Source organism: Tenacibaculum sp. AWR4_210, from assembly GCF_056160945.1.
The window spans coordinates 23,222-49,274 of sequence record NZ_JBSWYF010000005.1; the positions used below are offsets into that span (position 1 = coordinate 23,222).

The following is a 26,053-nucleotide window of genomic DNA, read 5'->3' on the forward strand; positions in this document are numbered from 1 at the left end:
AAAACTAATCGAAAAAATCCATAAACTTGGCAAAAACAAAGGCAAAAAAGGTAACCCCATTAATGCAACAATACAATGGAATTAAAGCAAAATATCCAGATGCTATGTTGCTGTTTAGGGTGGGAGATTTTTACGAAACCTTTGGAGAAGACGCAATCAAAGCTTCCGAGGTATTAGGTATTATCTTAACAAAAAGAGGTGCAGGTTCCGAGAGTGAAACTGCTTTGGCAGGATTTCCACATCACTCGCTGAATACTTATTTGCCAAAATTAGTGAAGTCGGGCTTGCGCGTGGCCATTTGCGATCAGTTAGAAGATCCGAAAATGACCAAAAAAATCGTCAAGCGTGGGGTCACCGAATTGGTAACTCCTGGAGTCGCCTTAAATGACGATATTTTACAGTCGAAGTCCAACAATTTCTTGGCGGCTGTACACTTTGGAAAAAAGCTATTAGGAGTGTCATTTTTGGATGTATCTACCGGAGAATTCTTGGTGGCGCAAGGAAATGAGGAGTACGTAGATAAGTTACTGCAAAATTTTGAACCCAGTGAAGTACTGGTACAAAAGCAATTTAAGCAGCGATTTTTAGAACTCTTTACCAATCGCTACTACAGTTTTTATTTGGAAGATTGGGTGTTTCAAAAAGATTATGGCTACGAAACGATTAGCAACCATTTTAAGGTAGCGAACTTAAAAGGATTTGGTGTTGAGGAACTCGAAGAGGGCATCGTGGCAGGAGGTGCTGCTATGTACTACCTTTCAGAAACGCAGCACAATAAAATTGAACACATCCAGTCAATAAGCAGAATTGCTGAAGACCGCTATGTTTGGATGGATCGATTTACCATCAAGAATTTAGAATTGTACGGAGGAAATTCATTGAATTCCGTATCCTTATTGAACATCATTGACAAGACCATTTCACCGATGGGAGGACGTTTGTTAAAGCGTTGGTTGGCCTTGCCATTAAAAGAATTGGACGCGATTAAGAAGCGTCATGAAATGGTGGCCTACTTTGTAGAAAGTGAGGAGTTCTACGATACCGTACAGTACCAATTGAAACAGATTTCAGATATTGAACGCTTGATTTCGAAAGCAGCCACAGGTAAAATTTCTCCTCGAGAAACCGTGCTGTTAAAAAATTCATTGAAAGCGATATTGCCTATTAAGGAAGCTGCAGAACACAGTAAAAATGCTTCCGTTAAACTGATAGGGAAACAGTTGAATGACTGTACTGCTCTGATTGCAAAAATTACGGAGAGCTTGTTGGAAGACGCACCGGTAAATATCAATAAAGGGAATGCAATTGCCGCGGGAGTTTCAGCGGAATTAGACGAATTGCGCAGCATCGCAAATTCCGGTAAGGAATACCTAGATGCCATGTTGGAGCGCGAAAGTGAACGAACGGGAATTCCGAGTTTAAAAATAGCGTATAACAACGTCTTTGGTTACTATATCGAAGTGAGAAATACGCATAAAGACAAAGTACCTGAAGAGTGGATTCGCAAACAAACCTTAGTCAATGCAGAGCGTTATATTACCGAAGAACTCAAAGAGTATGAAGCGAAGATTTTAGGTGCGGAAGAAAAAATTCAAAGCCTTGAAACAAAACTTTTTGCCGAGTTGATTTCGTATTTAATCAGTTTTGTGCAACCCGTACAAGAAAATGCACAGTTGCTGGCACAAATAGATTGCTTGTTGTCTTTTGCTGCGTTGGCAATTGAAAGAGAATACATCCGTCCAGAAGTTGATAAGAGTACAGATATCGAAATAATCAAAGGACGCCATCCGGTAATAGAACAGCAATTACCTATAGGGGATGAATACATCGCCAACGATGTTGTGCTCAATAGAAAGGAGCAACAAATCATCATGATTACCGGACCGAACATGTCTGGTAAGTCGGCTATTTTGCGTCAAACAGCCCTGATCGTATTGCTAGCTCAGATGGGGAGTTATGTCCCTGCTGAAAAGGCCCGAATTGGGTTGGTCGATAAAATATTTACGCGCGTTGGTGCTAGTGATAATATTTCTATGGGAGAATCGACCTTCATGGTAGAAATGAATGAAACCGCTTCGATTTTAAATAATATTTCTGAACGCAGTTTAGTGCTGCTCGATGAAATAGGAAGAGGAACATCTACCTATGATGGAATTTCTATCGCTTGGGCCATTACAGAATACCTACACGAGCACCCTTCCAAGGCAAAAACCTTATTTGCTACCCATTACCACGAATTGAATGAAATGACGACCACCTTTGAGCGTATTAAAAATTTCAACGTATCGGTAAAAGAATTAGAAGACAGTATTATTTTCTTGAGAAAGTTAGTAGCAGGAGGTAGTAATCACAGTTTTGGTATTCACGTTGCAAAGTTGGCGGGGATGCCTCCAGTTGTCATTAAAAGAGCGAATAAGATTCTAAAACAGTTAGAAGAAAACCACGCACATAAAGAAGTTAAAGATACTCTTCAAGCGGTATCTAATGAGGAAATGCAATTGAGTTTTTTCCAATTAGACGATCCGCTATTAGAAGATTTACGCGAGGAGATATTGACTACGGATATCGATACCTTAACTCCGATAGAAGCCTTGATGAAGTTAAATGAAATCAAACGCATGCTCAGCAAAAAATAGCAGCGCTGCTACCGATGACTTCGGGTTAATTGATAAAACATAACGATGGGGGAACACGATATAAGTTTTAAGCGCATCAATAAACTTGCTATACCGGCACTGATTGCTGGAGTGGCAGAACCTTTGTTATCGACAACGGATTTAGCCATTGTAGGTAATATTCCGGTACAAGCCACGGAAAGTATTGCAGCCATAGGTATTGTAGGCGCGTTTTTATCGATGCTTATTTGGGTTTTTGGACAAAGCAGAAGTGCCATATCATCGATCGTATCTCAGTATTTAGGAGCCAATCGCCTGGATGAAATCAAAGACCTTCCTGCTCAGGCCGTCGTGCTGGTTGTGGGCGTGAGTTTGCTTATTTTGGGGCTGAGTTTGCCATTGGCACGGCAAATTTTTCAGTTTTACAACGCAACAGGAGACATTTTAGATTTGGCGGAGTCGTATTACAAAATTCGCGTTTTTGGATTTCCTTTTACCTTGTTTGTCATTGCCGTATTTGGAGTATTTAGAGGCTTGCAAAACACCGTTTATCCTATGGTTATTGCCTTGGTGGGAACAGTGGTAAACATCGTTTTGGATTGGATATTGGTTTATGGAATTGAAGGAGTACTTCAACCCATGAATATCGAAGGAGCAGCTTATGCCAGTGTGATAGCACAGGCCGTAATGGCGGTAATGTCAGCGGTTTTACTCGTAAAAAAAACGAGTATTCGATTGCGATTTCACTTACCGTTTAACAAAGAAATTCCTCGCTTTGTGACCATGATAGGGAATCTTTTTATCAGAACCATTGCCCTCAATGTCGCATTGTATTTTGCTACGTCTTATGCCACAGCTTACGGGAAAGCTTATATTGCAGCCTATACCATTGGTTTAAACCTGTGGTTGATGGGAGCTTTTATGATTGATGGTTACTCCAGTGCTGGAAATATTTTAGCTGGAAAGCTAAAAGGGGCCAAAGCCTTTGATACCTTGTTAATGCTAGGAAGACAATTAATGAAATACGGCTTTGTATTCGGATTGGTGCTGACGGCAATTGGGGGGCTTTTATACGGATACATCGGACGTATTTTTACCCAAGAGACCTCAGTGCTCCAACAATTTGACAGTACGTTTTGGTTGATATTACTCATGCAGCCGATTTGTGCCATCGCTTTTATCTACGACGGAATGTTCAAGGGATTAGGAGAAACCCAATACCTCAGAAATTTACTATTGCTAGCGACCGGATTGGTATTTATTCCTGTACTGTTAGTCTTTGATTATTTAGGATATCAATTGTACGCTATTTGGATGGCCTTTTTTGCGTGGATTATAGCGAGAAGCTTCCCGTTGATTGTCCTTTTCAGACGTAAATTTTCAAAACTAGCCGAAGCGTCATAAGGGTAAAAGAGTCGTTGAAAATTCCTTATTTTTGAGGAATCATAGAAACAAACACACATGACGACGACAAGACCTAATGGTAGTTTATACACAAAAATTGAAGGAAAAATAGCAACAGTTGAGTTCGGACATCCTGCGAGTAATTCTTTTCCCAGTGAATTGTTAAACCGTTTAGCGGCTGAGTTTGATACTTTATCGGTCAACGATGAGGTGGCTGTTATTGTTCTGAAATCAGAAGGAGATCGAGCCTTTTGTGCAGGAGCTTCTTTTGACGAGTTAATGGCAGTAGAAAATTTGGAGCAAGGAAAGATCTTTTTCTCTGGCTTCGCAAAGGTGATCAATGCCATGCGCAGCTGTTCAAAATTAATTGTGGGTCGCGTTCAAGGTAAAACTGTTGGCGGTGGTGTAGGTTTGGCAGCTGCCTGTGATTACGTATTGGCTACAGAGCACGCTGCAATCAAATTATCTGAGTTTACTATCGGAATAGGTCCTTTTGTTATTGCGCCTGCAGTAAAGCGCAAAGTTGGAGTTAGCGGATTGGCAGAACTTACTTTGGATGCTAGCAGTTGGAAAAATGCCTATTGGGCTAAGGACAAAGGACTGTACGCTCGCGTTTTTGAAACGAGCTCAGAGCTAGACAAAGAATTGGAATTCTTTACCGAAAAACTGGCCTCGTACAACCCAGAAGCGTTAACAGAAATGAAAAAGGCACTTTGGATGGGGACAGAACATTGGGAACAACTCCTACTAGAACGTGCTGAAACATCGGGAAAACTAGTACTTTCTGACTTTACCAAAAGTGCCTTAGCAAAATTCAAGAGCTAAAGAGCTTTCTTTTTTTTAAAATATTCGGGCTTCCATACCAGGTTTCCAAAGATGATTTTTAATCTGTGTTTCCAATTTTTACATTGGAGTACCTCTTTGTAAATATTGTAGTATTCTATAAAGTTGATCGTCATTGGATTGTTGGTATGGATGTTCTTTGTTAAACCGTAGCGAACGCTTTCCTCTTCTCGTTGGAAAGTACCAAAGAGTTTGTCCCACAGGATCAGAATCCCTCCGTAATTTTTGTCGAGGTATTTTCTATTGGAACCGTGGTGGACTCTGTGGGTAGAAGGCGTATTGAATACTTCGTCGAGCCAACCGAGTTTGCCTATGCGCTCTGTATGTATCCACGTTTGATATTGCGCAACCAAAACAAGGGCTACAAGCGTTTGAAACGGACTGAACCCTATCAGTACCATCGGAATCAGAAAAAGCCACTCAAATAGCCCCTCAACGATGCTGAGACGCATGGCTATGGTTAAGTTATAGTCTTCAGATGAGTGATGAACGCTGTGACTGGCCCATAAAATTCGGTGCTCGTGTTCTAAGCGATGCATCCAGTAATAGGTAAAATCAGCGGCAATCACTGCCAACACCCATGACCCAATGGTCATTTCTATCGTAAAGAACTGAAGGTATTGCACCGTAGTTAATCCGAGTAAACCCAGGGTACCCACGATGGTTTTTTCCAGTAATTGGTTCATAAAAAAGATGGCAATATTAGCTCCGGTGTCCTTCCATCTGCGCGTTTTTCCCTGGAGCAGATCTCCGATAATTTCGATGCATATCAATCCCATATTGATGATAAAGAAGTATCCGATATAACTGATGATTGGAGCTTCTTCTAACAGATAGCTGAGTTGTGTTAGGTCCATATTACTTGGCTGTTGGAATAAAATAGGAGAACCATAAAAACCAGAGTACATTGAGCAATACCCAAAAGGAAGCTCCACAGGTAAAAAAGCAAAGTATTTCCGGAAGTTTGTAAATACCAATAATTCCTAAGAATCCGAGGTACCAATGCCTATCGAAGGTGTAGTTTTTCATGAGGTTGTATTTTTTTTCAAAACTACGGTCGAGGTCGTTGCTTTTGTTTGTCCGATTAGGACATTTACTCCACGGGGATGTAAATCTCCGTTAATAGTTCTTCTTGAGGAGTATCTTCTTCGTCGTTCAAATAAAATTCTAAGATGGGTGCATCGGCAAATTCTAAAGCAACCTCGGTAAGCCAACAGGCATAGATGCGTTCGTAGGTTTCGTAACAGCTTTCATGGCTTCCTTTGTGAACGAACTTGGCGTATTTCTGGGGGCGGTGAACCTTGAGGGCAAAATGTCCTTTGGTAGTTACTGCTTGTGCGGGGTCAATGATCAAACCAGCGTGATAGCGACAATGTATGGCGTCTGAAATTTCGTCATCGTCTAGTATTTCTGCAACGGGAATGGAATTTTCATCTAGCAATTGTTGTCGATGGGCAAAGGTCAATAACTGATTCCAGGTTTTTTCGATAGCGGCGATGTTTTCGTACGAACCCTGATAGGGAAGGTAGAGTATTGTAAATTCCGGTAGGGTTTCGAGTTCGAAATTGAGTTGTGGCTCGGTGGGCGCTACGGGTATGTGTAAGAGTTCTTTGGTAATATTGAGTTGTAGGGCAGCACTTCTGCGGAAATTCGATGGAGAGCTTCGAAAGTGTTTTTTAAAAGCTTTACTGAAGGCTGCTACATCACTGTATCCAATTTCTAAGGCTATATCTGAAATTTCGTGCTCCGAGTACTTCAGGTATTCCGCTGCTTTTTCCAAGCGCTTTCTCTTGATAAATTGTCCGATGGTTTCGTGTTGCAGTGCTAAAAAAATACGATTGATATTGCGATAAGAGTAATGCGCAATATCTTCAATATCATCCGTACTTACCGGCGATTTAAATCGCGTTTCCAAAAACTGTACGAGCTTTTGATAGCGAGCTAGTTGTGTCTCGTTTTTCATGGAAGTGTTTTTACAAAGGTACGGACTAATACCGGTACTCATTTGTCCAAAAGCGACAGTATATACGCTTGTAAACTGTCCGAAATTGACAAACGCTAAGCGCGCTTCGCTGGGTACTTTTGGCAAAAAAGAAAAAATGACTGGAATTTTAAAAGGGAGCTTAGCACTGATTTGGGTAGTGTTAAGTGGTATTGTTAAAATCGATACCAAACAAATGATGGGCACTTGGATTTTAAAAGGATACGAGGTTCAAGGAAAAGTGTATCCACCAGAAACAGCAGCGCAAAAAGATTTTATCACCTTTTTTACGCAGGGTACTTTTTGTAGTGTTTCGGAAGGAGAAAAAGAGGTTGGGCATTGGAAGTTTAACGAACAAACATCGGTGCTTCGAATGCTCGTTAACGGTAAGGTGCATTTAGAGGGATCGATTGTTCATTTGACAGCGACTACGCTCGTGGTCCATTGGGAAGTTGCCGGTTTAGAAGAGGTAAATGTTCATTACAAAAGGGCGGTCCAATGAGAATACTGTGTTGGTTAGTACTGTTTCAAGTGGGGAGAGTAATGGCTCAGGAGCAGGGGACCCAAGAAACCCAAGCTCTTGAATTATTGACTTTTCGAAAAATGGTCAGTGTAGCTTATGAAGGATATCAAATACGCTATGAGCACTTTAAGAATGTGAAGGAAACTTGGGTGGTTCCTACTGTATTTGCCTTTAGTAGGTATCGAATGCGACCCGAAACCTTAAAAAAAAGAGGGTTTTCTGATCAAGATCGCTGGGTTTTTGATATTGGGTTTTCTGGGTATTGGGTGGCACATCCAACACTATTTATTGGGATGGGCGCTAAGGTTCCCCTCGGATATGAACGAGTCCTGGAATATTCAGGCGTGCGGCGTTCCAAATTTTTGATTGGTTTGGGACTCCAACAGGGAGTACGCTGGGTGGCCTCTGAAGATTGGGGACTTGTATTGGGGGTACACAGTTCACAATACCTGATGAATTCGGAGGTTACCCGAGGGGGAATTCGTTGGGAGTTTGAAGTCGGGATTCAATTCTAAAGGGCTTTTAAGGGGGGAAGTAAAATCTAATTTGTATTTTCGGCGGATAAATTATTCAGAAAATATGGGAGATTTTTTATTCCTCGGTTTGGCGGTTCTTCTCGTGGTTGTGTATTTTTACAACAAATTTAGAAATAGACGCCGATGAGTACAATTAGAATTACTAAGCAATTTAGTTTTGAAACGGGACATGCGCTTTATGGCTATGACGGAAAGTGTAAAAATGTACACGGGCATAGTTATAAGCTTTCTGTAACTGTTGTCGGTACGCCTATTAGCGATACCTCAAATGTAAAGTACGGAATGGTGATTGATTTTGGCGATTTAAAAAAGATCGTTAAAGAAGAAATCGTCGATGTATTTGACCATGCTACAGTGTTTAACAAAAACACACCGCATATTGAATTAGCTAAGGAATTACAAGTTCGAGGTCACCATGTGATCTTGGTCGATTATCAGCCTACAAGTGAGATGATGATCATTGATTTCGCAGCTAAAATCCGTCAGCATTTACCTGAGACGATCCAACTACACTCGTTAAAACTGCAAGAGACAGATACGAGTTATGCGGAATGGTACGCAAGTGACAATTCTTAAAACCCAATAAAAAAGAGCAGTGATTGATTTCATTGCTCTTTTTGATGTTACTTATTATTGAAAGCATTCATGGTATTGGCCATTCCTGCATTGATAAACGAATTGACAGCATTGACGCTTTGCGGAATGCGCTCGATTAAGGCACTTTCTTCCTCGGCACTCCATTGGCCTAAAACAAAGTCTACCTGCCTTCCTTTTGGATAGGCTGCTCCAACACCAAATCGGAAGCGAGGATAGCTTCCAGAATTGCACTTTTCTTGAATGTCTTTAAGGCCGTTGTGTCCGCCGGGGCTTCCTTTCGACTTAAAGCGAATGGTTCCGAAGTCGATGTGAATATCATCGGTGATAATCAACACGTTTTCTAAGGCGATATTTTCTTTCTTCATCCAATACAAAACGGCTTTACCGCTGAGGTTCATATAGGTACTTGGTTTGAGTACAAAAACCGTTTTTCCCTTAACGCGCAGTTGCGCGAGTTCTCCCAGTTTCTCAGACTCAAAAGAGGCGCTGTGTTCTTTGACAAAGGCATCAACGATTTTAAAACCGATATTGTGACGTGTATTGTCGTATTTTTCACCGATATTACCCAAACCGACGATGAGAAATTTTTTCATGGAATGTGGAGTTTTAGTACTGGTATTCCTACCAAAAAATTGCTGAATAAATTTGAAAAATGACATAATATCATAAAAAAAGCGTTACCAAAGTAACGCTTTTAAAATACTCTAAATGAGTTAGTTTATTAACTTTCTGCTTCAGCAGCAGCTTTAGCCGCGTTACGAGACATACGTACTTGAGCTACCACAGTGTTATCTGGGTGTAAGAACGTGTAGTTTTCACTTTTTAATTCAGTAACGTATAACTTGTTACCGATTTCTAATTCAGTGATATCAGCTTCGATAAAATCAGGTAAGTTTGCTGGTAAAGCTTTCACTTTTAATTTACGTAAGTTGTGACGTAAAGCACCACCAATCATAACCCCTTTAGAACTTCCTACTAAACGTACAGGAATTTCCATAGTTACCGCTTTGTCTTCGAATAACTGGTAGAAATCGATGTGTAAGATTTCATCAGAAACTGGGTGAAATTGAATGTCTTGTAAAACAGCGTTGTAAGTTGTTCCTTCAAGTTCAATCGTTGCTGTATATACGTTTGGAGTGTATACTAACGGTTTAAACGCTTTAGCTTCCGCTGAAAAGTGTATAGGTTGATCTCCTCCGTATAATACGCAAGGAACCTTTCCAGCATTACGTAAGGCCTTAGTTGCTACTTTACCTACGCTTTCTCTTTTAGATCCATTGATTGTAATAGACTTCATTACTTGTGTTTTGTTTAAAATTTACATTAAAAATTCATCGCTGATGGATGTGTTGTCTTGGACTTTATGCATCACATCTGCGAATAAAGTGGCGCAAGATACAACTTTTATTTTAGATACGTTCTTTTTTAAAGGAATTGTATCTGAAACAATTAGCTCTGTCAATTGCGAGTTTTGGATGCGTTCGTAAGCTTCCCCTGATAAAATAGGATGCGTACATATAGCACGTACACTCAAGGCTCCGCGCTCCATCATAAGATCGGCAGCTTTTGTTAAGGTTCCACCGGTATCAATCATATCGTCAACTAAAATGACATTTTTGTCTTTTACGTCACCGATGAGTTCCATATGAGAAATGACATTGGCTTTTTTACGCTGTTTGTAACAGATAACGACATCACTGCTTAAAAACTTTGAATAGGCATACGCTCTTTTTGAACCTCCCATATCTGGAGATGCCATAGTCAAGTTGGTCAATTTTAAACTTTCGATATACGGTAAGAAAATAGAAGAAGCGTAGAGGTGGTCTACTGGCTTTTCAAAGAACCCTTGAATTTGATCTGCGTGTAAATCCATGGTCATGATTCTCGTAGCACCTGCCTCCTCTAAGAGTTTTGCTACTAATTTAGCTCCAATGGCAACTCTTGGTTTGTCTTTTCGATCCTGACGTGCCCAACCAAAATAAGGCATCACAGCAGTAATGTGTCTTGCTGAAGCTCTTTTGGCAGCGTCCAACATTAATAACATTTCCATGAGGTTGTCTGCATTTGGAAAAGTAGATCCGATGATAAAAACGCGTCTTCCGCGAACAGATTCTTCAAATGCAGGTTGGAATTCTCCATCACTAAAGCGTGAAATCTTTACTTTACCGAGTTTTGTACCGAATGTTTTAGCGATTTCTTCTGCTAATTCTGTACTTTGAGAACAAGCAAAAATCTTTGGGCTTAATTTATTTGTAAGCATTTACCAAGGTGTATTTAGTTCGTGTTGTTGTTGTTGGCAAAAATAGAAACTATTTTTTAGAGAATTAAAAGATTTTTGTGTTTTAAACATAAAAATTTTATTAGATTTGCACACCCAATAACAAGCCAAAGTGGTGGAATTGGTAGACACGTTGGATTCAAAATCCAATGTTCGCAAGGACGTGTGGGTTCGAGTCCCACCTTTGGTACAGAAAGAGAGATAGTTTTTATAATTATCTCTCTTATTTTTTTATCCTTATTTGACGCATAGCCATGTGCGCTTTTACTTCTGATAGTTTTTAAGTTACCGCAGTTTATTTCGTTACTTCATTCCAATAGGTTAATCAAATATGATTCTTACATATTCTTTATCCTCTAAAATTAAGTCACGCCAACGGTTTAAGTTTTGAAAGGCGTAAGAATTGAGCAAGAAATCTAAGAGTCTGAAATTAGAATTCCCTTATCTAAAATTTGCTTTTTTTGTTCTCCTTAGGTGTCCAATGAATAACATTCATACTTTCTTTTTTAAAGTACATGTATTTTGCAATGAGCTCCTTGTTTTCAGTTGTCCGTTCCTTTTTCAACTTGTCGATCTTCTCAAATACCATATCGCAATTGCTTTCAGCAAATTTGGTAAACTAGTTAACCTGTTCTATGGAATCAAGTATATTGGTATTATCCTTCGGTATCCCTTTTTTTTTATTGTCCTTATGATATAAAGTTTAGGTATTCGTAGTACTGAGCCTGCTTCATTTAAAACGGGTTTTTGTGGTAGTATTTTTTGTCAGTAATGAACGCGATAAGTAGCTTCTTTTTTGAATCATTTTAGTTGAATTTGCCTTGTTTTTTTCAATACTTTTTTGAACTGTTTTTTTTAGACTTGAATGATGATTTGACTTTTTGGACTAAAAAAAGAAGGATTTTTACGTCTTTTAAAAAGTGTTAGTAGTACGTTTTTTTGCAATTTCCGAGGGAGTGATGATTGGCAATTTTCTCGAGAACTTTATTTACATAAAACAACGTGTTTTTATGGTTAATTGATTGTTTTTGAGTTATTTATTGTTTGTGGTGAAATAATGAATTTATAAATTTAAACCTATTATTTATAAATGTAAATCACCCTTGTTTTTCTAGACTCTAAGTATTTGGTAGGTTTGAATCGATCAAAAAAACGAAATAACATGTCAAGTAAATTAAGTGTATCATTTTTACTATTTATACTACCCTTATTTACCTTCAGTCAAAAACTACTACAAGGAACTGTTAAGGATGTTCAAAAGGAACCTATCGCTTTTGCGAATGTATTGGTTCTAGACCATCAAGGTACTTTAATTACGGGAACGGTTACTGATGAAAAAGGAACCTTTGAGTTACGTGTAAAAGACAAAACTACCTTTAAGGTTAAAATAAGCTTTATCGGTTTTGTTGATTGGGAGAAAGACATTCGAGAGGGAGCTGAGTTCCAATTAGGGACTATCCTATTAAAAGAAGCGAGTAATGAATTAGAAACGGTGGTGGTAACGGCAAAAAAGCCAACCATAAAAAGAAAGGTAGACCGACTGGTATTTTCAATCGAAAACAGCATTGTTGCTTCCGGAGGTGATGCCATGGATGTATTGCAAAAAACACCAGGAGTTCGCGTGGATGGCAGTAGTATTGGTTTGATAGGAAAAAGTGCCGTGAGAGTATTGATTAACGGTCGTATTTCTCCATTATCGGGTGAAGATTTGGCAAGCTATTTACGAACCTTAAGTTCCGATGAGATTACTAAGATTGAAGTGATTACTAATCCACCAGCAAAATACGAAGCAGAAGGAAACAGTGGGCTTATCAATATTGTACTAAAAAGAGTAAAACGCGACTACTTGGGAGGAAATGTACGCAGTACCTACAGACAGGCAACCTATGCCAGTGGTTTTCTAGGAAGTGGTATTACCTATCAAAAAGATAAGTTGGCACTCTTTGCGAATGTAAATTCGGGATTAGGAGCTATTGAAGTGAATGAAACCAACAAAATTTATTACGCAAAGCAAACCTGGGATACGGATACAGACATAAAATACCATACCAAATTTCTTTCGGGGAGGGCGGGAATAGATTATGATCTAGGTAAGAATGCCACGATAGGAATTCAATATTTAGGAGCTACTAGCAGGCCCAACAACGATGAAGTCACGAACACAACGCTCTTTAATACGAGTCGTGCCGTTGATTCATTGTTGGCAACCACGGCGGCATCCGCTGTAAAAACCTATTATCACTCAATGAATGCGCATTTTAAAGCTGATTTAGATACGCTGGGGAGGAATGTTAGTATAGATGTAGATTATTTCACGTATCACAACAAGCAGGAGCGTAACAATACAACAGATACTTATAAAAATGGAAGCTTGGTATCAGCTGCTAGAAACCGTTTTAAAAATGCCTCTTTTCAAAATCCAGTGTCTTTTACGGCCCGCTTGGATGTCGCATGGCCTTCTAGTTTTGCGAATTACGATTTCGGTACTAAGATTTCTCACATCAAAAGTAACAGTGATGTAAAAGCTTTTAATTTCAAGAATAATGCTTTTGTAATCGATAACAATCAGTCTAATATTTTCGAATACCGTGAAAATACGCAAGCAGTGTATGCCAGTGCGAGTAAGTCGATAAACAAATGGGATTTTAAAGTGGGGCTTCGTTGGGAGTTTACCCAAACGGAAGGAAATTCGTTAACCTTGAACCGCATCAACAAAAATCACTACAACAAGGTGTTCCCAACGGCTTATATCACACACAATCCAAATGACAACCACTCGTTATCATTGAGCTATGGAAAACGTATTAACAGGCCGAGTTACGGTGATTTAAATCCATTCCGATGGTATTCTAATCCGTTTTCTTATACCGAAGGAAATCCATTTTTACAGCCTTCATTTACCGATAATTTTGAAGTATCACATACCTATAAAAACAATTTAAACACCTCCTTATACGCCTCGATTACTGAAAATGGGCAAGATCAGATTACTTTGACGACTCCCAATTCAACTATTCAGGCAACGGTAAGAAGAAACTTTTTAGAACAGTACGCCTTCGGAGTATCACAGTCGTATACGTTAAAACCTGTCAACTGGATGGAAAGTTATATACAGTACGATCTCAATTACTCAAAAATTAGTTCGCAATTACCCAATACCATTAATGCACAAACCGGATTTAATTTTTACACAGGAATAGACAATTCCTTTCAGTTTAATACCGACAAAACGTTTTTGGGAGAATTTAACCTGTGGTATTCATCACCAGGAGTGAGTGGAGTAGATTATATCACGGAGAGTTACGCTGTCGATTTAGGGTTAAAAGGATTGTTCCTCAACAAAGATTTACAGGTGAAATTGGTAGTGTCTGATGTGTTTAAAACCAATAGAAACACCATTCGAAGTGTCATTAACGGCATTCGACAAGAGTACAGTAATTACTATGATAACAGACAACTAGTACTTTCCGCAACCTACAGGTTTGGAAATAAAAAATTGAGAAGTAAGAGAAAGCAATTCAGTAACGAAGAAGAAAGAAGAAGAGCTAATTAAATTGGATGTATACGTGTCAACTTACAGTAAATGGCCATTAGTAAGGAGACACCTATAGATACGCCTTCGGGCACCAAAGTCCACAAGAAGTCAATGACTTAAAACTTATGACTTTATAAAATCATAAATTAACTAAAATGAAATTACAATCATTAGAAAACGTAGAAGTATTAAACAACGAAACCATTAACGTAATCGCAGGAGGATCGGCACAAGAATCTAAGAAAAAAGATGTGACCTCTACAAGTAAAGACTCTGCGAGTAACGATCACTTTGACGCTATTCAAGCAAGGTAATAGCTGAGGTATAGTAACTTAATTTACAAGGGTAGACGTACGGCGGTATGCTATCGGTACTGAAACCCTTGTAAGTTTAGGATTCCTGTAACCAGGCCTTCGGAAAGGATGCCAATCCATCATTTATCAAAACCAAAACTTATGAAAATGAAATTAACTTCAATGAATAAATTGAATACTGACGACCTACCTGTAATTCTCGGAGGTACATGCAGAGATTCGAAGAAAAAAGATCAACCATCAAAAGTGCGTGATTGCAATTCAGACTTTAAAAAATTACACAAGTAAAAATTACTCTGAAGAACTAAAAGAAGAGGTAAGTAAAAAAGAGCAAGCTAAGGAGTAATATCAAAAACTCATGGGGTAGTTAGTAACTTCTTAGTAACGAGCAGAAAGAAAAACCAATGAATCGAGGAACTGAGGATTCCGCCAAGTATGAGGAGTTATAGGGGGTGATTACCCTGGTGATTACCATTGCCAACAACCAGGTTCCTCGCTATTTAAAAACGATTTAAAAATGTTGACTTACACTAAATGGCCATTAGTAAGGAAACATTTCTAGATAGGCTTTCCAGCCACCGGTCCCTAAGGAGTCTATGACCTAAAACTAGTGACTTATCATCATTAAAATTAACTAAAATGAAATTACAATCATTAGAAACATTAGAAGTATTAAACAACGAAACTATCAACGTAATCTCAGGAGGATCAGCTCAGGAGTCAAAGAAAAAAGACGTTACCTCGACAAGCCAAGATTCAGCGAGTAACGATCACTTTGATAAAATCAAGCGATAGTCAAAAAAATAGCGAAGAAAGTAGCAGCACCCTCGGTGAGGCTATAAGAAAACTAAAAAAACAAAAGACATGAAATTACAATCATTAGAAACCTTAGAAGTATTAAATAACGAAACTATCAACGTAATCTCAGGAGGATCAGCTCAGGAGTCAAAGAAAAAAGACGTTACCTCGACAAGCCAAGATTCAGCGAGTAACGATCACTTTGACAAAATTAAGCGATAGTCAAAAAATAGCGAAGAAAGTAGCAGCACCCTCGGTGAGGCTCTAAAGAAAATTTAAAAAACAAAAGACATGAAATTACAATCATTAGAAACCTTAGAAGTATTAAATAACGAAACTATCAACGTAATCTCAGGAGGATCAGCTCAGGAGTCAAAGAAAAAAGACGTTACCTCGACAAGCCAAGATTCAGCGAGTAACGATCACTTTGACAAAATTAAGCGATAGTCAAAAAATAGCGAAGAAAGTAGCAGCACCCTCGGTGAGGCTCTAAAGAAAATTTAAAAAACAAAAGACATGAAATTACAATCATTAGAAACCTTAGAAGTATTAAATAACGAAACTATCAACGTAATCTCAGGAGGATCAGCTCAGGAGTCAAAAAAGAAAGACGTTACCTCAACAAGCCAAGATTCGGCGAGTAACGATCACTTTGACAAAATTAAGCGATAGTCAAAAAATAGCGAAGAAGAGACACTTTCGGTGTATTCACAAACAAATTTAAAAAACAAAAGACATGAAATTACAATCATTAGAAAACGTAGAAGTATTAAATAACGAAACTATTAACGTAATCACAGGAGGTTCTGCAGAGGAATCAAAAAAGAAAGATGTAACCTCAACGAGTCAAGATTCAGCGAGTAACGATCACTTTGACACTGTAAAGAGATAATAGCAATATTGCTTAGCAAAAGGGCGCCTTTCGGGCGCTCTCCAAAAAAATTACCATAAAAGATGAAACCAATAGATATGAAATTACCAGGATTAAACGAGTTTGAAGTACTCAACAACGAAACCTTAAACGTAATCACAGGAGGAGCTGGACAAGACACTAAAAAGAAGGATGTAAAATCTGAAAAGCAAGATTCAGCTAGCAACGATCACTTCGGTTTAGAACTCGCTCGTTAAACACGGTATGACAGAGAGGATATGTGCATATGCTCTCTTCATTTTCCTTTGCAACCTAAAGAAAAAGTAAGTTACTATGGAATTAAAGTCACTGCAAACATTTGAAGTACTCAACGAGGAAACCGTTCATTTAATTACGGGAGGGGCAAGCCTTGAGGATACTAAAAAAGGAGATGTAACATCGAAGAGTCAGGATTCTAAATCAGATGATGGGACGCCTAAAATTCGCACGGTACAGCGATGAGAAAAAAGTGAAGGGTGTACTGGCCATAGTATTGACCCTTGCACTTAAAATGAAATAAAATCATTAATCACAAAAATATACATTATGAAATTAAAATCATTAAAAAATGAGATAATTCTTAACAGCGAAGAGTTGTATTTTATCTCAGGAGGAACGGCAACAACCGAATCAAAGAAAAACGATATCAACCACAACGACAGTGATCGTTCTGACGGTGGGGGGTGTATTCCGCCATTCAGAAAAAAATAAGTTATGAAGTTACCATCGTTACAGTCATTTGAAGTATTGTCAAAAGAGACGATTCGCATCGTTTCAGGGGGAAGCTTTGATGCACCATCGAAAAAGAGAGATTACACAAGTACCAACAGGTTGGACTCATCGAAAACAGATGCCATGAATTAATCCAACCACTGGAAATTTAAAATTTTAGGACTATGAAATTAACATCATTAAAGCACATAGAAAAAATTAACGAAGAAGATTTAGTATTCGTTAATGGGGGGGCTAGTTTTAGCTATAACCATACACGTGGCCATGACACACTCAGAAACGATTCTCTTAGACAAGACGGAGGAGGAATGGACAAAGAAATCATGTCACTTAAATAATCAAATTACTTCATTATAAACGAATAAATTAAACACTATGAAATTAACAAAATTAGATTCTTTTGAATCATTGAACAGTCAAGAATTACAATACATTGTTGGAGGAGCATTTGCAGCCGTAGAAAGCGAATGTTGGGAAGATTCTACCAGTAGAGATAGTTATAAGAAAGATACTGGAGGATGCAGTAAAAAAAGAGATAAAGAAGCTTTGGCCGTATTGCGCTAATAGGCTTAGTTAGGGATAAAAGGTAATCGCTTGCTGTCATTACTTTTTTAGCCTTTGCATGCAATTTTCGATGTACGTATCGATTCCAAACACTTCCCGTGAACAGCAACAACTGGGTTTCGTTTCTCATATGGTAAAGATCTAGGTATTCACAAACACTAGAGGTACCGAAAAGGAGTTACCGACGACACAGGAATAAAGATCAGATAAACATACTAGTAAACCGCAAGTATTGAGGTCCCCTAGGACCTCGGTAAGGGAAACCTATGCATGGATTACAGGAAATCAAGGCGAAACTAACATATTCGACGGGAAGAAACACAGGTATTAATCAGAAAAAAAAATCAAGATGAAATTAAAGAATTTAGAAAAATTTGAAACCTTAAACGAAGAGCAGTTAAACTTTATTGTCGCTGGAAATGTAGCAGTGGTTCACGATACAAATACACCGGTTAAAAAGGGGCAATTGGGGTGCAATGACACAAAAAATAACGATTCACACATCCAAGATACACCAAGAGTAAGGGTGAGTTAAGAAGGCTCCGTTCAACAGGAGCAAATAGGGGGAGCACAGAAGTGTACTGTTGCTGTACTCAATCACGAATAGTAAGTGGTATAAAAACGACAGGCAAAGCACAGAGAGCAGTACAAATTGCTATGGAAGTAGGGGGAAGAGCTTTGTAAAAAAACGAATAGATCATGAAAATTAAATTGACAGAATTAGAACAGTTATCTAAAGAAGAGACCTTTTACGTCATAGGGGGACAAGTTCATACCGATAAGAAGAAAAAAGGCAAAGCTAAAAAGGCGGAAGGCAAGCGAAAAAAATCAGGACAAAAAGGGAGTAATCGAGTGAGTTCAAACACTACGGATACCACTAAAAATGACACTTTTAAAATTTAAGACATGATTTTAGTACTATCATTCGATCATTATGAGCAAGGTACCGATCCCGTAATAGATTGGCTGCTCTATCACGATGCAAATTTTGTAAAAATTACCATTCAGGACCTGATTCGCAAAGACACGGCTTTTAAAATCGATATCAATAGAGGTAGAATTTTTGTAGAAGGCCAAGACATCACCGATGAAATCAAAGTAGTTTGGTACAGGCGCTTTGAGGCCGATCTCATGATTGATTTGCCCAAAGGGAAACACAGTGAACAGGCATTGTTTGAACTGCGAAATGAGGTAGATGTTGCCGTATCCTTTTTAAAGAAAATCTTATCCGATAAAAAATGGATGCCCTACAACGAAGGAATTAGGTTAGAAAAACCCGAAGTTTCTTTTATGGCAGAACAGCAAGGTGTAAAGACTCCTAAGAGTATAATTACCAATAACAAACAAGATGTTCTTGCTTTTCAAAATGAGGTCGCTGCCGATTTAATTACCAAACCTATTCGACACAGTTCCTACTTTATTGACGGTGAATACACCTATAGTATTTACACCCAGAAAGTAAACAAAGAGAATATAGAAGAGCTTCCTGAAAAGTTTGTTTTAACCCTGTTTCAGGAATGCGTAGATACGGATTTTGAAATTCGTGTTTTTTACCTGGATGGAAAGTTTTATGCTACTGCCATTATCATTACCGAAAAAGAAAGCAATGTCGTAGACGTTAAACTAAACTACGAATCTGAGGCTATCAACTGGGTACCTTACCAGTTACCGGAAGCCTACGAACGAGAACTAGACGCTTTTATGAAGTCTATAAATCTCAATACGGGTTCACTTGATATTATAAAAACGAAAAGTGGTGAATACGTAATGTTAGAAATCAATCCTGTAGGGCAGTTTAGTGCTCCAGGCTACAGATGTAACTATAATCTAGAAGAGAAAATCGCTAAATGGTTGATACAATATGATGAATAAAGAAAAGAAAAAATCTGTATTTACAGAAGCAGAACTAGCCCACCTTCCTATCACGTATAAAAAAATGGAAGGAGAAGTAACCAACAGTATAGGAGAATTGTACGTAGGGAGTTTGTACAGCAAAAGTACCAAGCACTTCAGTAATAACTACATGGTATACAACGCTCATAAACCAATTTCAAATTTTTTAATTGATGATGACTCAATCTAACAGCAACTTTTTAGTACTCTTTAGTTTCTGTAAAGTAATACAGGGTAAAGAAAAAAGCATTATTTGTGATTTTCAGAAAGGAAAGATTAAGTTCATTCCCAATGAAATGGCAGCCGTGATAGGAATGCTCCAGAAAGATACCTTTGAAAAGGTGAAAGAACAGTTCTCAGCAGATGCGGAAATTTTTGATTCGTATGTAGCGTTTTTATTAGAAAAAGGCTTTGCTTTTTTTACAGCGTCAAAAGATAATTTTGTTCCGATAGAAAACAGCTGGTGCAGTCCAGAGGTAATAAACAATGCGATGGTCGAATACGGGTTTGAGCAGTATGATATTCTCGATGTGTTGCAGCAGTTAGACAGGCTATTTGTCAAATTTATCGAATTCCGATTCACAAAGCTTACAGAAGAAGACATTCCGACATTCAAACGCATATTGGACTATTGTACCAGTTCGGTATTGCGCAGTGCAAGAGTATACCTCCCTTACGAATCCAAAGCGATGTCAAAACAAATCCTCGATTTGGTAAAACAGTATCCAGTAATCGATTGTGCCATCTTTTACAATAGTAAGTTTAACAGACTTATAGAAAAAGATGAACACCAAACTTTTTACATAGAGCAAACGCTAGAAGAAATTACCAAAGCCAATGTCAATCGCAAGTTTTTAGTAAATAACATTGAGTATTTCCACGAGGCACAACAGTTTAACCCGTACTACAATAAAAAAGTAGCCATCACGGCTAAAGGAGACCTTAAGAACTGTATTAAAAACAAAGCCGTTTTCGGAAATCTTCACCGACAAAGCATACGAGAAGTGGTTGCTACTGAAGCATTTCAAGAGTTTTGGAAGGTAACCCACGATCAAATCGAAGAGGTGAGAGACAGTGAGTTGAGGTACAACTATGTTATTACGAATGATTTAGAAAAAATTAACGATGGGAACTACAAAATTATCATATAAAAAATTCCCGTATTTCAAACAATTAGAGTCCGCAGATTGTGGACCTACTTGTTTGAGAATGATCGCCAAATATTATGGGAAAAAGGTCGATATTCACAGTTTACGCGAACTGTGCTATATCAATAAAAACGGAGTAAATTTTGCTGATTTAATCAATGCAGCGAATTCTATTGGACTCGATACCGTTCCGGTAAAGCTCTCTGTAAATCAATTGCTTTTTGAGGCTCCAAGGCCCTGTATCTTACACTGGAAAGACAACCACTACGTCGTGTATTTAGGAACGACCAAGAACGATGAAATTATCATCGCAGATCCCGGTTTTGGAAAACTAAAATTGAGCAGAGAAGATTTTTACAAATTTTGGAAACGTGATGCTAACGAAAAAGGAGTAGCACTCTTGTTAGAACCCGGAACTTCCTTTACTACCGAGGAAATTAGAGTGGAAGAAGAGTTTGACAAAGTCAGTTATTTTACAGCCTATTTAAAGCCGTACAAAAAGAAATTCTTGTTGTTGTTAGTGCTGCTCTTACTCATTGCTGGAATCAGTATTTTTTACCCGCTAATCAATGAAAGCTTGGTCGATGACGGAATTAGCAATAACAATATTCGCTTTGTAGTATACCTGCTCCTAGCCCAGCTTATCCTTTATACGAGTACCAACCTACTCGAATTTTTTCAGGGGTGGATCTTTTTAAATGTCAATACGAAGTTGAGCATTCAGTTGATTTCTGATTTTTTGAAGAAATTGATTACCATGCCCTTGTCATTTTTCGATAGCAAGTTGACAACAGATATCATGCTTCGGGTAGATGATCACAGTAGAATTGAAGAATTCTTTTCGAACCATTCACTACAATTTTTAGTATCAATTATTGTCTTTTTGATCTATTCTACACTGTTGTTAAGTTACTCGATTCCCGTCTTTGCATTTTTTGTGGGGGTGTCCGTCATCTCTATAGTATGGGTGTACAAATTTCAAAACCAACGAAAGTACATCGATTACAAACGCTTTGAAATTGAAACGGAAAACAAAAACATACTCTACGAAATAGTCAATGGAATTTCCGATTTAAAAATTAACAATGCTACCAACTACAAAACGGAACAATGGCAAAAAACCGAGCAAAATTTATTCCGATTAAACAAGGCTAATATGTTGCTCGAGTTAAAACAGAGCATTGGGGTTAACTATCTTTCTCAATTGAAAAATACTGCGATTATGGGGTATATAGCCTATTTGGTTATTGACCAGCAGCTAACTTTCGGAGCGCTGTTAAGTATTTCTTTTATCATTGGCCAGCTCACGCTACCTGTCGAAGGCTTTATCGCCTATTTGTACTCGTATCAAGACGCTTCTATTAGCATCGATAGATTGTCGGATGTGTACAGAAAAAAAGACGAAGAGCAAATGTTTGATAAGTATATCAACAGCAGAGAAGAGGAACAACACATTGTAAGTACCAATGCCATTCAGTTTGTCAATGCGAACTACTCGTACCTGGGGCCTAACTCGCCTTCACTATTCGATAGTCTCAATATAGAATTTCCGTTGAATAAGGTAACTGCAATTGTAGGTACGAGCGGTAGTGGTAAAACCACGATCATTAAATTATTGCTTAAGTACTACCAGTTATTAGACGGAGAAATCAGATACAAAGGTGAAAACATCGACGCTATCAAACCTGAAAAATGGAGAGATCTCATCAGTGTGGTTTTTCAGGAAGGATATATTTTTTCCGATTCTGTAGTCGGTAATATAACCTTAGGATCGGAGTATGATGAGGAGCGTTTTTTAAAAGCCATCCAGCTTTCAAATAGTCAAGAATTCATCGATCGATTGCCACAAAAAGAATTGACAAAAATCGGTGAAAACGGCTTGGGCTTAAGCAAGGGGCAGGTGCAGCGCATACTCATTGCCAGAGCCATGTATAAAGATCCCGAGATCATTATTTTAGACGAGGCTACCTCAGCATTAGACGCTGAAAATGAAAAAATTATTCACGACAATCTCCAAGAATTTTTCAAGAATAGGACGGTTATTATTATTGCTCACCGTTTGAGTACGGTAAAAAATGCAGATAAAATCATCGTTTTGAAAAATGGAGAAGTAATCGAAGAAGGATCACATGTCGGATTGGTTGCGGAAAAAGGAAGTTACTTCCATTTGGTAAAAAACCAATTAGAATTAGGTAATTAATACGACGAAACTCAGCAATGGAGTACTAGCACGGTTTGCTACTTGACAACGGCAGTACTCCCCTTACTGGGGTAACCAGACCACCAGAGATAAAGACTGTTATTCACGAGTTCTTTTCAAAAATAGCTGACTGTTTTTTACGAGTATATCCAAAAGGTGAAATTTGTTTTCTGGTTTTAAATAGCGAAGATGGATTTGCTGGCCCTCACAAAATTCGAAAAACAGGGAATGCTGGTGTTCGGGAATACCGAGAGTAGTACAGAGTAAAGATTCATTAAAAAAGGCATTGTCGGTAAACAGAGCAGTAAATTCATCGTAGTTGATGAATTCACGAGCTTTTGCTTTCTTTTTAAATAGCGAGCCTACAAAATTAACCGCATCGAGGAGTATAGGCGTGCTGTTGGCCGTATTTCGATAGGCATTTGGATTTCTTTTTATGTCCTCTGCTATCATCGTGGTGAGGTCGGTATTAAACTCTTTTGCATTGAATTTTTTTACCGATTTTTCATTGGTGATAATTACTTCTTCCAGCTGGTTATTGCGCTCTTTTAATTGCACAACAAAGGAAGCGTTGTATTTTTCTCTATCAATTAAAACGCTTTGTTTTTCGTAGAAATTGGATTCAAAATGCAAGCTATCTCCCAGGTTTGCACGTAGGTAAAAATCGCCCAATACATTGGAAAAGGAAACCTCTTCGGTAGTACCATTGGTAATTTTTACAAAGGGAGCTACTTTTGAAGGTCCGTAAACACGCCCAGTAATTTTTTTTTGAGCATGGCATACGCTGAACACGAGCAGGCAAAAATAGAGACAACAACTTTTCATAGACGATCCTGTTTGGTTGCTCCAAAACTACTTGAATTCTCCAGAGAGAACTGCTATTGAAATGTTAAGGTTTGCCGGATCTAAGGACGAGTTTCCTAAAGTTTGTTAAGAAAACCTACCTCATTCCTTGAATTCTTTGCAGTACCTCTTGTTTTGATATTCCGTTGTAGTAATCGTGGATAAACGGATGTTCAAAACTCTGATGAGGAATAATATGAGGGCGTTTATTACCGAGTTGGGTAACGACATTACAAGGAATGGCAGAGGTATTTTGGTATTCGGCAATTTCATTACTCAACCAACCGAAGTAGACGGTTTCGTGTCCTTCATTTCGGAAATTTTCATAGTAGTTGAGAAAGCTCTTTTCACTCAATGATACCCAAACGCCGTATTCCAAATGGTCGCAGGCATCAGTAACTTCTTGTATCAATACCCCTCGGATAAAAAATTGCTGCGAATCACGAAATTGAATTTTGCAGAAATCGGCATCGATTTGGGCGGCATTTTCTTTGTGTTCTTCAGGTAGATTAAAGTAATGAATAGGAGCATCAAAGGCTAATGCTGGCCATTGCTCGTGGAGTTCCCCGCAGGATGAACAGGTAAATTTAGGTACTTTAGTACTGTTTTTTTTGTTCCAAAACATGTGTAATAGCTTCTTAACTCGAGTTTGTAGGGGGGAACTCAAGAGTGTTTTTTTAATAGTGATTAGCGTAAAGATAATTTTTTTTTAACAAAACTTTATAGGTCGTTGACAATCGGATCGAGGCAGTAGTTTTACCTTTGCAAGTATGTTTGGTAAAAACCAACATAGGGTAGTCATAACAATACTCTTATTGTTACTCGGGTTTCAACTCATAGGAAACTCAACTGCTATACAAGCAGCCGAGGCTACTAATACCCCATTTGAACTTGTTTTTTCAGAAACGGAAGTATTCCCGACGAGTATCCAAAATACGACGGATACTGAGGACGAGCCTTTGTTTGCGGAAGTTGAAGAAGATCTTGAAGAAGAAGAAAATACACAGCCCAAAAAGCTGTTGGCGACGAGCTCATTTTTTTCAGGCACCGATTTTGGGAGCCTTCTCCTTATTTTTGACAGTGGTGATGAGCAGTGGCCTCTAGTGTCAAAAGGGAATCACTTATACCTTTTTTACGAAGTTTTTAGACTGTGATGTACTGAGTTTCCCATACTTGAAGTAGTACCGCTTTTGCCGTACGAATCTGAACTCAATAAACATCAAATACAGAATTAAAAACACGAACAATGAAACACTTAGCATTGTTGCTGGTTGCTTGCGTCTTGTGCGTACGCTGCAATCAACATGAGAAAAAAAAGCACGAACATTCAAAACACCTAGTTACCAACCCGATACTTAAAGATACTGCGATTACAAAAGATTACGTTTGTCAAATTCACGCCATTAGGCATATAGAAATTAGAGCACTAGAAAAAGGATACTTACAAAGCGTTTTTGTAGACGAAGGACAAAAATTACGCAAGGGGCAACCCATGTTTAAAATCATGCCTAGCGTATACCAAGCAGAAGTAGGGAGGGCCAAAGCCGAGGCTTCTATTGCAGATATCGAACTTAAAAACACGCAACTGTTGGCCGACAGTGACGTCGTTTCTCCCAATGAGCTGGCATTGTCAAAAGCTAAATTTAGCAAAGCAAAAGCCGTTTTGAACTTGGCTAAAACACATTTGAAATTCACGGATATTTACGCGCCTTTTCCCGGAATTATGAACCGATTGGAAGCGCGTAAAGGGAGCTTGTTAGACGAAGGTGAATTGCTGACAACGCTATCTGATAATAGTAAAATGTGGGTGTATTTCAATGTTCCAGAAGCGGAGTATCTCGATTTTATGAACTCCGATCAAAGAGAACGACAACGCAACGTATCCTTGCTCATGGCCAACAATCAAGTATTTGATCAGGAAGGGGTGGTAAAAACCATAGAGGGAGAGTTTAACAACGAAACTGGAAACATCGCTTTTAGAGCTACTTTTCCGAATCCAAAAGGCTTGTTGAGGCACGGAGAAACCGGAAGTATCTTGATGAAGATCCCCCTGAATAATGCCTTGCTTATTCCGCAGAAAGCCACCTTTGAAGTACTCGATAAAACCTATGTGTTTGTAGTGAGCAAAGAGGGGACAGTACATCAAAAAGAAGTACAGATTGGCGCCGAGTTGCCACATCTTTTTGTCGTTTCTAAAGGACTGACAACAACCGATCGCATTTTGCTAGACGGCCTTCGCCTCGTGCGCGATGGACAAAAAATAGAACAGCAGTATACCGCACCAGCTAAGGTGCTTACGTCACTGGATTTATACGCTGAGTAATCACCTTAAAACGAAA

The 26,053-nt window shown here is 38.6% G+C and carries 36 protein-coding genes and 1 tRNA gene; 29 read left to right on the plus strand and 8 right to left on the minus strand.

The window, feature by feature from the left end; translation table 11 throughout:
* Positions 1 to 26 precede the first annotated feature (26 nt).
* The 3 genes from mutS to ACXAG7_RS10030 are packed head-to-tail and all read left to right on the plus strand — an operon-like array spanning position 27 to position 4,844.
* Positions 27 to 2,636 carry a DNA mismatch repair protein MutS gene (gene mutS, locus ACXAG7_RS10020; protein WP_476666732.1) on the plus strand — a complete coding sequence of 870 codons (2,610 nt, stop codon included), beginning with the start codon at positions 27 to 29 and terminating at the stop codon, positions 2,634 to 2,636.
* A 45-nt stretch (positions 2,637 to 2,681) separates the two neighbouring features.
* Entirely contained in the window at positions 2,682 to 4,019 is a 1,338-nt protein-coding gene (locus tag ACXAG7_RS10025) for an MATE family efflux transporter (RefSeq protein WP_476666733.1), read from the plus strand.
* Between the two features lie 57 nt (positions 4,020 to 4,076).
* Positions 4,077 to 4,844, plus strand: coding sequence for an enoyl-CoA hydratase/isomerase family protein (locus ACXAG7_RS10030; RefSeq protein ID WP_408045676.1), 768 nt, complete (start codon positions 4,077 to 4,079; stop codon positions 4,842 to 4,844).
* Here the strand turns inward: ACXAG7_RS10030 and ACXAG7_RS10035 are convergent.
* The 3 genes from ACXAG7_RS10035 to ACXAG7_RS10045 all read right to left on the minus strand — a co-directional run bounded on the left by ACXAG7_RS10035 (position 4,841) and on the right by ACXAG7_RS10045 (position 6,825).
* A complete protein-coding gene (locus ACXAG7_RS10035; protein WP_476666734.1) occupies positions 4,841 to 5,719 on the minus strand; it encodes a sterol desaturase family protein in 879 nt (292 codons plus the stop codon). The genes ACXAG7_RS10030 and ACXAG7_RS10035 overlap by 4 nt on opposite strands.
* 1 nt (position 5,720) lies before the next feature.
* The gene (locus ACXAG7_RS10040) at positions 5,721 to 5,891 is read right to left on the minus strand and encodes a hypothetical protein (protein ID WP_408045674.1); all 171 of its coding nucleotides are present in this window, start codon (positions 5,889 to 5,891) and stop codon (positions 5,721 to 5,723) included.
* Positions 5,892 to 5,955: 64 nt separating this feature from the next.
* Positions 5,956 to 6,825: an AraC family transcriptional regulator gene (locus ACXAG7_RS10045; protein ID WP_476666735.1), complete on the minus strand. Its 870-nt coding sequence runs from the start codon at positions 6,823 to 6,825 to the stop codon at positions 5,956 to 5,958.
* Between the two features lie 136 nt (positions 6,826 to 6,961).
* Between ACXAG7_RS10045 and ACXAG7_RS10050 the strand changes: the two genes are divergently transcribed.
* From ACXAG7_RS10050 to ACXAG7_RS10060, 3 genes are all read left to right on the plus strand, one after another.
* Positions 6,962 to 7,345, plus strand: a complete 384-nt coding sequence (locus ACXAG7_RS10050) for a lipocalin family protein (RefSeq protein ID WP_476666736.1) — start codon at positions 6,962 to 6,964, stop codon at positions 7,343 to 7,345.
* On the plus strand, positions 7,342 to 7,881 hold the full coding sequence (locus tag ACXAG7_RS10055; protein WP_476666737.1) for a hypothetical protein: 540 nt from the start codon (positions 7,342 to 7,344) through the stop codon (positions 7,879 to 7,881). Before ACXAG7_RS10050 ends, ACXAG7_RS10055 begins: the two co-directional genes overlap by 4 nt.
* Positions 7,882 to 8,025: 144 nt before the next feature.
* Positions 8,026 to 8,478, plus strand: a complete 453-nt coding sequence (locus tag ACXAG7_RS10060; RefSeq protein WP_408045670.1) for a 6-pyruvoyl trahydropterin synthase family protein — start codon at positions 8,026 to 8,028, stop codon at positions 8,476 to 8,478.
* 47 nt (positions 8,479 to 8,525) lie between these two features.
* On the opposite strand, the gene pth is transcribed toward ACXAG7_RS10060, so the two are convergent.
* The 3 genes from pth to ACXAG7_RS10075 all read right to left on the minus strand — a co-directional run bounded on the left by pth (position 8,526) and on the right by ACXAG7_RS10075 (position 10,759).
* Positions 8,526 to 9,092 carry an aminoacyl-tRNA hydrolase gene (gene pth / locus ACXAG7_RS10065; RefSeq protein ID WP_408045669.1) on the minus strand — a complete coding sequence of 189 codons (567 nt, stop codon included), beginning with the start codon at positions 9,090 to 9,092 and terminating at the stop codon, positions 8,526 to 8,528.
* A gap of 128 nt (positions 9,093 to 9,220) precedes the next feature.
* A complete protein-coding gene (locus ACXAG7_RS10070) occupies positions 9,221 to 9,796 on the minus strand; it encodes a 50S ribosomal protein L25/general stress protein Ctc (protein ID WP_408045668.1) in 576 nt (191 codons plus the stop codon).
* Positions 9,797 to 9,817: 21 nt separating this feature from the next.
* Entirely contained in the window at positions 9,818 to 10,759 is a 942-nt protein-coding gene (locus ACXAG7_RS10075) for a ribose-phosphate pyrophosphokinase (RefSeq protein WP_408045667.1), read from the minus strand.
* A 124-nt stretch (positions 10,760 to 10,883) separates the two neighbouring features.
* Between ACXAG7_RS10075 and ACXAG7_RS10080 the strand changes: the two genes are divergently transcribed.
* The 21 genes from ACXAG7_RS10080 to ACXAG7_RS10180 all read left to right on the plus strand — a co-directional run bounded on the left by ACXAG7_RS10080 (position 10,884) and on the right by ACXAG7_RS10180 (position 22,871).
* A tRNA-Leu gene (locus tag ACXAG7_RS10080) sits at positions 10,884 to 10,967 on the plus strand.
* A 972-nt stretch (positions 10,968 to 11,939) separates the two neighbouring features.
* Positions 11,940 to 14,330 carry a TonB-dependent receptor gene (locus ACXAG7_RS10085; RefSeq protein WP_476666738.1) on the plus strand — a complete coding sequence of 797 codons (2,391 nt, stop codon included), beginning with the start codon at positions 11,940 to 11,942 and terminating at the stop codon, positions 14,328 to 14,330.
* Positions 14,331 to 14,467: 137 nt separating this feature from the next.
* A complete protein-coding gene (locus ACXAG7_RS10090; protein WP_408045665.1) occupies positions 14,468 to 14,626 on the plus strand; it encodes a hypothetical protein in 159 nt (52 codons plus the stop codon).
* Positions 14,627 to 14,767: 141 nt separating this feature from the next.
* Positions 14,768 to 14,914, plus strand: coding sequence for a hypothetical protein (locus tag ACXAG7_RS10095; RefSeq protein ID WP_408045664.1), 147 nt, complete (start codon positions 14,768 to 14,770; stop codon positions 14,912 to 14,914).
* Positions 14,915 to 15,265: 351 nt separating this feature from the next.
* Positions 15,266 to 15,421: a hypothetical protein gene (locus ACXAG7_RS10100; protein ID WP_408045663.1), complete on the plus strand. Its 156-nt coding sequence runs from the start codon at positions 15,266 to 15,268 to the stop codon at positions 15,419 to 15,421.
* Between the two features lie 69 nt (positions 15,422 to 15,490).
* Positions 15,491 to 15,646 carry a hypothetical protein gene (locus tag ACXAG7_RS10105; RefSeq protein ID WP_408045663.1) on the plus strand — a complete coding sequence of 52 codons (156 nt, stop codon included), beginning with the start codon at positions 15,491 to 15,493 and terminating at the stop codon, positions 15,644 to 15,646.
* A 69-nt stretch (positions 15,647 to 15,715) separates the two neighbouring features.
* Positions 15,716 to 15,871, plus strand: coding sequence for a hypothetical protein (locus tag ACXAG7_RS10110; RefSeq protein WP_408045663.1), 156 nt, complete (start codon positions 15,716 to 15,718; stop codon positions 15,869 to 15,871).
* 69 nt (positions 15,872 to 15,940) lie between these two features.
* Positions 15,941 to 16,096, plus strand: a complete 156-nt coding sequence (locus ACXAG7_RS10115) for a hypothetical protein (protein WP_408045663.1) — start codon at positions 15,941 to 15,943, stop codon at positions 16,094 to 16,096.
* Positions 16,097 to 16,160: 64 nt separating this feature from the next.
* Entirely contained in the window at positions 16,161 to 16,316 is a 156-nt protein-coding gene (locus ACXAG7_RS10120) for a hypothetical protein (protein ID WP_408045662.1), read from the plus strand.
* 62 nt (positions 16,317 to 16,378) lie between these two features.
* Positions 16,379 to 16,552 carry a ComC/BlpC family leader-containing pheromone/bacteriocin gene (locus ACXAG7_RS10125; RefSeq protein WP_408045661.1) on the plus strand — a complete coding sequence of 58 codons (174 nt, stop codon included), beginning with the start codon at positions 16,379 to 16,381 and terminating at the stop codon, positions 16,550 to 16,552.
* Positions 16,553 to 16,628: 76 nt separating this feature from the next.
* On the plus strand, positions 16,629 to 16,796 hold the full coding sequence (locus ACXAG7_RS10130) for a hypothetical protein (RefSeq protein WP_408045660.1): 168 nt from the start codon (positions 16,629 to 16,631) through the stop codon (positions 16,794 to 16,796).
* Between the two features lie 84 nt (positions 16,797 to 16,880).
* Positions 16,881 to 17,045: a hypothetical protein gene (locus ACXAG7_RS10135; RefSeq protein WP_408045659.1), complete on the plus strand. Its 165-nt coding sequence runs from the start codon at positions 16,881 to 16,883 to the stop codon at positions 17,043 to 17,045.
* A gap of 3 nt (positions 17,046 to 17,048) precedes the next feature.
* On the plus strand, positions 17,049 to 17,198 hold the full coding sequence (locus ACXAG7_RS10140; protein ID WP_408045658.1) for a hypothetical protein: 150 nt from the start codon (positions 17,049 to 17,051) through the stop codon (positions 17,196 to 17,198).
* A 32-nt stretch (positions 17,199 to 17,230) separates the two neighbouring features.
* On the plus strand, positions 17,231 to 17,404 hold the full coding sequence (locus ACXAG7_RS10145) for a hypothetical protein (RefSeq protein ID WP_408045657.1): 174 nt from the start codon (positions 17,231 to 17,233) through the stop codon (positions 17,402 to 17,404).
* Between the two features lie 37 nt (positions 17,405 to 17,441).
* On the plus strand, positions 17,442 to 17,630 hold the full coding sequence (locus ACXAG7_RS10150; protein WP_408045656.1) for a hypothetical protein: 189 nt from the start codon (positions 17,442 to 17,444) through the stop codon (positions 17,628 to 17,630).
* A gap of 349 nt (positions 17,631 to 17,979) precedes the next feature.
* The gene (locus tag ACXAG7_RS10155) at positions 17,980 to 18,165 is read left to right on the plus strand and encodes a hypothetical protein (RefSeq protein WP_408045655.1); all 186 of its coding nucleotides are present in this window, start codon (positions 17,980 to 17,982) and stop codon (positions 18,163 to 18,165) included.
* A 164-nt stretch (positions 18,166 to 18,329) separates the two neighbouring features.
* Complete coding sequence (locus ACXAG7_RS10160; protein ID WP_408045654.1) at positions 18,330 to 18,533, plus strand: hypothetical protein; 204 nt, start codon at positions 18,330 to 18,332, stop codon at positions 18,531 to 18,533.
* Between the two features lie 3 nt (positions 18,534 to 18,536).
* Positions 18,537 to 19,502, plus strand: a complete 966-nt coding sequence (locus ACXAG7_RS10165) for an ATP-grasp domain-containing protein (protein ID WP_476666739.1) — start codon at positions 18,537 to 18,539, stop codon at positions 19,500 to 19,502.
* On the plus strand, positions 19,492 to 19,713 hold the full coding sequence (locus tag ACXAG7_RS10170; protein ID WP_408045652.1) for a hypothetical protein: 222 nt from the start codon (positions 19,492 to 19,494) through the stop codon (positions 19,711 to 19,713). Before ACXAG7_RS10165 ends, ACXAG7_RS10170 begins: the two co-directional genes overlap by 11 nt.
* A complete protein-coding gene (locus ACXAG7_RS10175; protein ID WP_476666740.1) occupies positions 19,697 to 20,674 on the plus strand; it encodes an SPASM domain-containing protein in 978 nt (325 codons plus the stop codon). Before ACXAG7_RS10170 ends, ACXAG7_RS10175 begins: the two co-directional genes overlap by 17 nt.
* Positions 20,649 to 22,871, plus strand: a complete 2,223-nt coding sequence (locus ACXAG7_RS10180; RefSeq protein WP_476666741.1) for a peptidase domain-containing ABC transporter — start codon at positions 20,649 to 20,651, stop codon at positions 22,869 to 22,871. Before ACXAG7_RS10175 ends, ACXAG7_RS10180 begins: the two co-directional genes overlap by 26 nt.
* A 99-nt stretch (positions 22,872 to 22,970) precedes the next feature.
* Here ACXAG7_RS10180 and ACXAG7_RS10185 read toward each other — a convergent pair whose 3' ends face one another.
* Positions 22,971 to 23,696, minus strand: a complete 726-nt coding sequence (locus tag ACXAG7_RS10185) for a hypothetical protein (RefSeq protein WP_476666742.1) — start codon at positions 23,694 to 23,696, stop codon at positions 22,971 to 22,973.
* 115 nt (positions 23,697 to 23,811) lie between these two features.
* Positions 23,812 to 24,339, minus strand: a complete 528-nt coding sequence (locus ACXAG7_RS10190; protein ID WP_408045648.1) for a DUF2199 domain-containing protein — start codon at positions 24,337 to 24,339, stop codon at positions 23,812 to 23,814.
* A 145-nt stretch (positions 24,340 to 24,484) separates the two neighbouring features.
* Between ACXAG7_RS10190 and ACXAG7_RS10195 the strand changes: the two genes are divergently transcribed.
* Together ACXAG7_RS10195 and ACXAG7_RS10200 are read left to right on the plus strand one after the other, a co-directional pair.
* Positions 24,485 to 24,868, plus strand: coding sequence for a hypothetical protein (locus ACXAG7_RS10195; RefSeq protein ID WP_408045647.1), 384 nt, complete (start codon positions 24,485 to 24,487; stop codon positions 24,866 to 24,868).
* A 92-nt stretch (positions 24,869 to 24,960) separates the two neighbouring features.
* Positions 24,961 to 26,037, plus strand: a complete 1,077-nt coding sequence (locus ACXAG7_RS10200) for an efflux RND transporter periplasmic adaptor subunit (protein WP_408045646.1) — start codon at positions 24,961 to 24,963, stop codon at positions 26,035 to 26,037.
* Positions 26,038 to 26,053 lie beyond the last annotated feature (16 nt).

Coding starts and splice junctions, on each gene's coding strand:
- ACXAG7_RS10025 (WP_476666733.1), top strand. CDS start 2,682: ATGGGGGAACACGATATAAGTTTTAAGCGCATCAATAAACTTGCTATA.
- ACXAG7_RS10030 (WP_408045676.1), top strand. CDS start 4,077: ATGACGACGACAAGACCTAATGGTAGTTTATACACAAAAATTGAAGGA.
- ACXAG7_RS10035 (WP_476666734.1), bottom strand. CDS start 5,719: ATGGACCTAACACAACTCAGCTATCTGTTAGAAGAAGCTCCAATCATC.
- ACXAG7_RS10040 (WP_408045674.1), bottom strand. CDS start 5,891: ATGAAAAACTACACCTTCGATAGGCATTGGTACCTCGGATTCTTAGGA.
- ACXAG7_RS10045 (WP_476666735.1), bottom strand. CDS start 6,825: ATGAAAAACGAGACACAACTAGCTCGCTATCAAAAGCTCGTACAGTTT.
- ACXAG7_RS10050 (WP_476666736.1), top strand. CDS start 6,962: ATGACTGGAATTTTAAAAGGGAGCTTAGCACTGATTTGGGTAGTGTTA.
- ACXAG7_RS10055 (WP_476666737.1), top strand. CDS start 7,342: ATGAGAATACTGTGTTGGTTAGTACTGTTTCAAGTGGGGAGAGTAATG.
- ACXAG7_RS10060 (WP_408045670.1), top strand. CDS start 8,026: ATGAGTACAATTAGAATTACTAAGCAATTTAGTTTTGAAACGGGACAT.
- pth (WP_408045669.1), bottom strand. CDS start 9,092: ATGAAAAAATTTCTCATCGTCGGTTTGGGTAATATCGGTGAAAAATAC.
- ACXAG7_RS10070 (WP_408045668.1), bottom strand. CDS start 9,796: ATGAAGTCTATTACAATCAATGGATCTAAAAGAGAAAGCGTAGGTAAA.
- ACXAG7_RS10075 (WP_408045667.1), bottom strand. CDS start 10,759: ATGCTTACAAATAAATTAAGCCCAAAGATTTTTGCTTGTTCTCAAAGT.
- ACXAG7_RS10085 (WP_476666738.1), top strand. CDS start 11,940: ATGTCAAGTAAATTAAGTGTATCATTTTTACTATTTATACTACCCTTA.
- ACXAG7_RS10090 (WP_408045665.1), top strand. CDS start 14,468: ATGAAATTACAATCATTAGAAAACGTAGAAGTATTAAACAACGAAACC.
- ACXAG7_RS10095 (WP_408045664.1), top strand. CDS start 14,768: ATGAAAATGAAATTAACTTCAATGAATAAATTGAATACTGACGACCTA.
- ACXAG7_RS10100 (WP_408045663.1), top strand. CDS start 15,266: ATGAAATTACAATCATTAGAAACATTAGAAGTATTAAACAACGAAACT.
- ACXAG7_RS10105 (WP_408045663.1), top strand. CDS start 15,491: ATGAAATTACAATCATTAGAAACCTTAGAAGTATTAAATAACGAAACT.
- ACXAG7_RS10110 (WP_408045663.1), top strand. CDS start 15,716: ATGAAATTACAATCATTAGAAACCTTAGAAGTATTAAATAACGAAACT.
- ACXAG7_RS10115 (WP_408045663.1), top strand. CDS start 15,941: ATGAAATTACAATCATTAGAAACCTTAGAAGTATTAAATAACGAAACT.
- ACXAG7_RS10120 (WP_408045662.1), top strand. CDS start 16,161: ATGAAATTACAATCATTAGAAAACGTAGAAGTATTAAATAACGAAACT.
- ACXAG7_RS10125 (WP_408045661.1), top strand. CDS start 16,379: ATGAAACCAATAGATATGAAATTACCAGGATTAAACGAGTTTGAAGTA.
- ACXAG7_RS10130 (WP_408045660.1), top strand. CDS start 16,629: ATGGAATTAAAGTCACTGCAAACATTTGAAGTACTCAACGAGGAAACC.
- ACXAG7_RS10135 (WP_408045659.1), top strand. CDS start 16,881: ATGAAATTAAAATCATTAAAAAATGAGATAATTCTTAACAGCGAAGAG.
- ACXAG7_RS10140 (WP_408045658.1), top strand. CDS start 17,049: ATGAAGTTACCATCGTTACAGTCATTTGAAGTATTGTCAAAAGAGACG.
- ACXAG7_RS10145 (WP_408045657.1), top strand. CDS start 17,231: ATGAAATTAACATCATTAAAGCACATAGAAAAAATTAACGAAGAAGAT.
- ACXAG7_RS10150 (WP_408045656.1), top strand. CDS start 17,442: ATGAAATTAACAAAATTAGATTCTTTTGAATCATTGAACAGTCAAGAA.
- ACXAG7_RS10155 (WP_408045655.1), top strand. CDS start 17,980: ATGAAATTAAAGAATTTAGAAAAATTTGAAACCTTAAACGAAGAGCAG.
- ACXAG7_RS10160 (WP_408045654.1), top strand. CDS start 18,330: ATGAAAATTAAATTGACAGAATTAGAACAGTTATCTAAAGAAGAGACC.
- ACXAG7_RS10165 (WP_476666739.1), top strand. CDS start 18,537: ATGATTTTAGTACTATCATTCGATCATTATGAGCAAGGTACCGATCCC.
- ACXAG7_RS10170 (WP_408045652.1), top strand. CDS start 19,492: ATGATGAATAAAGAAAAGAAAAAATCTGTATTTACAGAAGCAGAACTA.
- ACXAG7_RS10175 (WP_476666740.1), top strand. CDS start 19,697: ATGATGACTCAATCTAACAGCAACTTTTTAGTACTCTTTAGTTTCTGT.
- ACXAG7_RS10180 (WP_476666741.1), top strand. CDS start 20,649: ATGGGAACTACAAAATTATCATATAAAAAATTCCCGTATTTCAAACAA.
- ACXAG7_RS10185 (WP_476666742.1), bottom strand. CDS start 23,696: ATGAAAAGTTGTTGTCTCTATTTTTGCCTGCTCGTGTTCAGCGTATGC.
- ACXAG7_RS10190 (WP_408045648.1), bottom strand. CDS start 24,339: ATGTTTTGGAACAAAAAAAACAGTACTAAAGTACCTAAATTTACCTGT.
- ACXAG7_RS10195 (WP_408045647.1), top strand. CDS start 24,485: ATGTTTGGTAAAAACCAACATAGGGTAGTCATAACAATACTCTTATTG.
- ACXAG7_RS10200 (WP_408045646.1), top strand. CDS start 24,961: ATGAAACACTTAGCATTGTTGCTGGTTGCTTGCGTCTTGTGCGTACGC.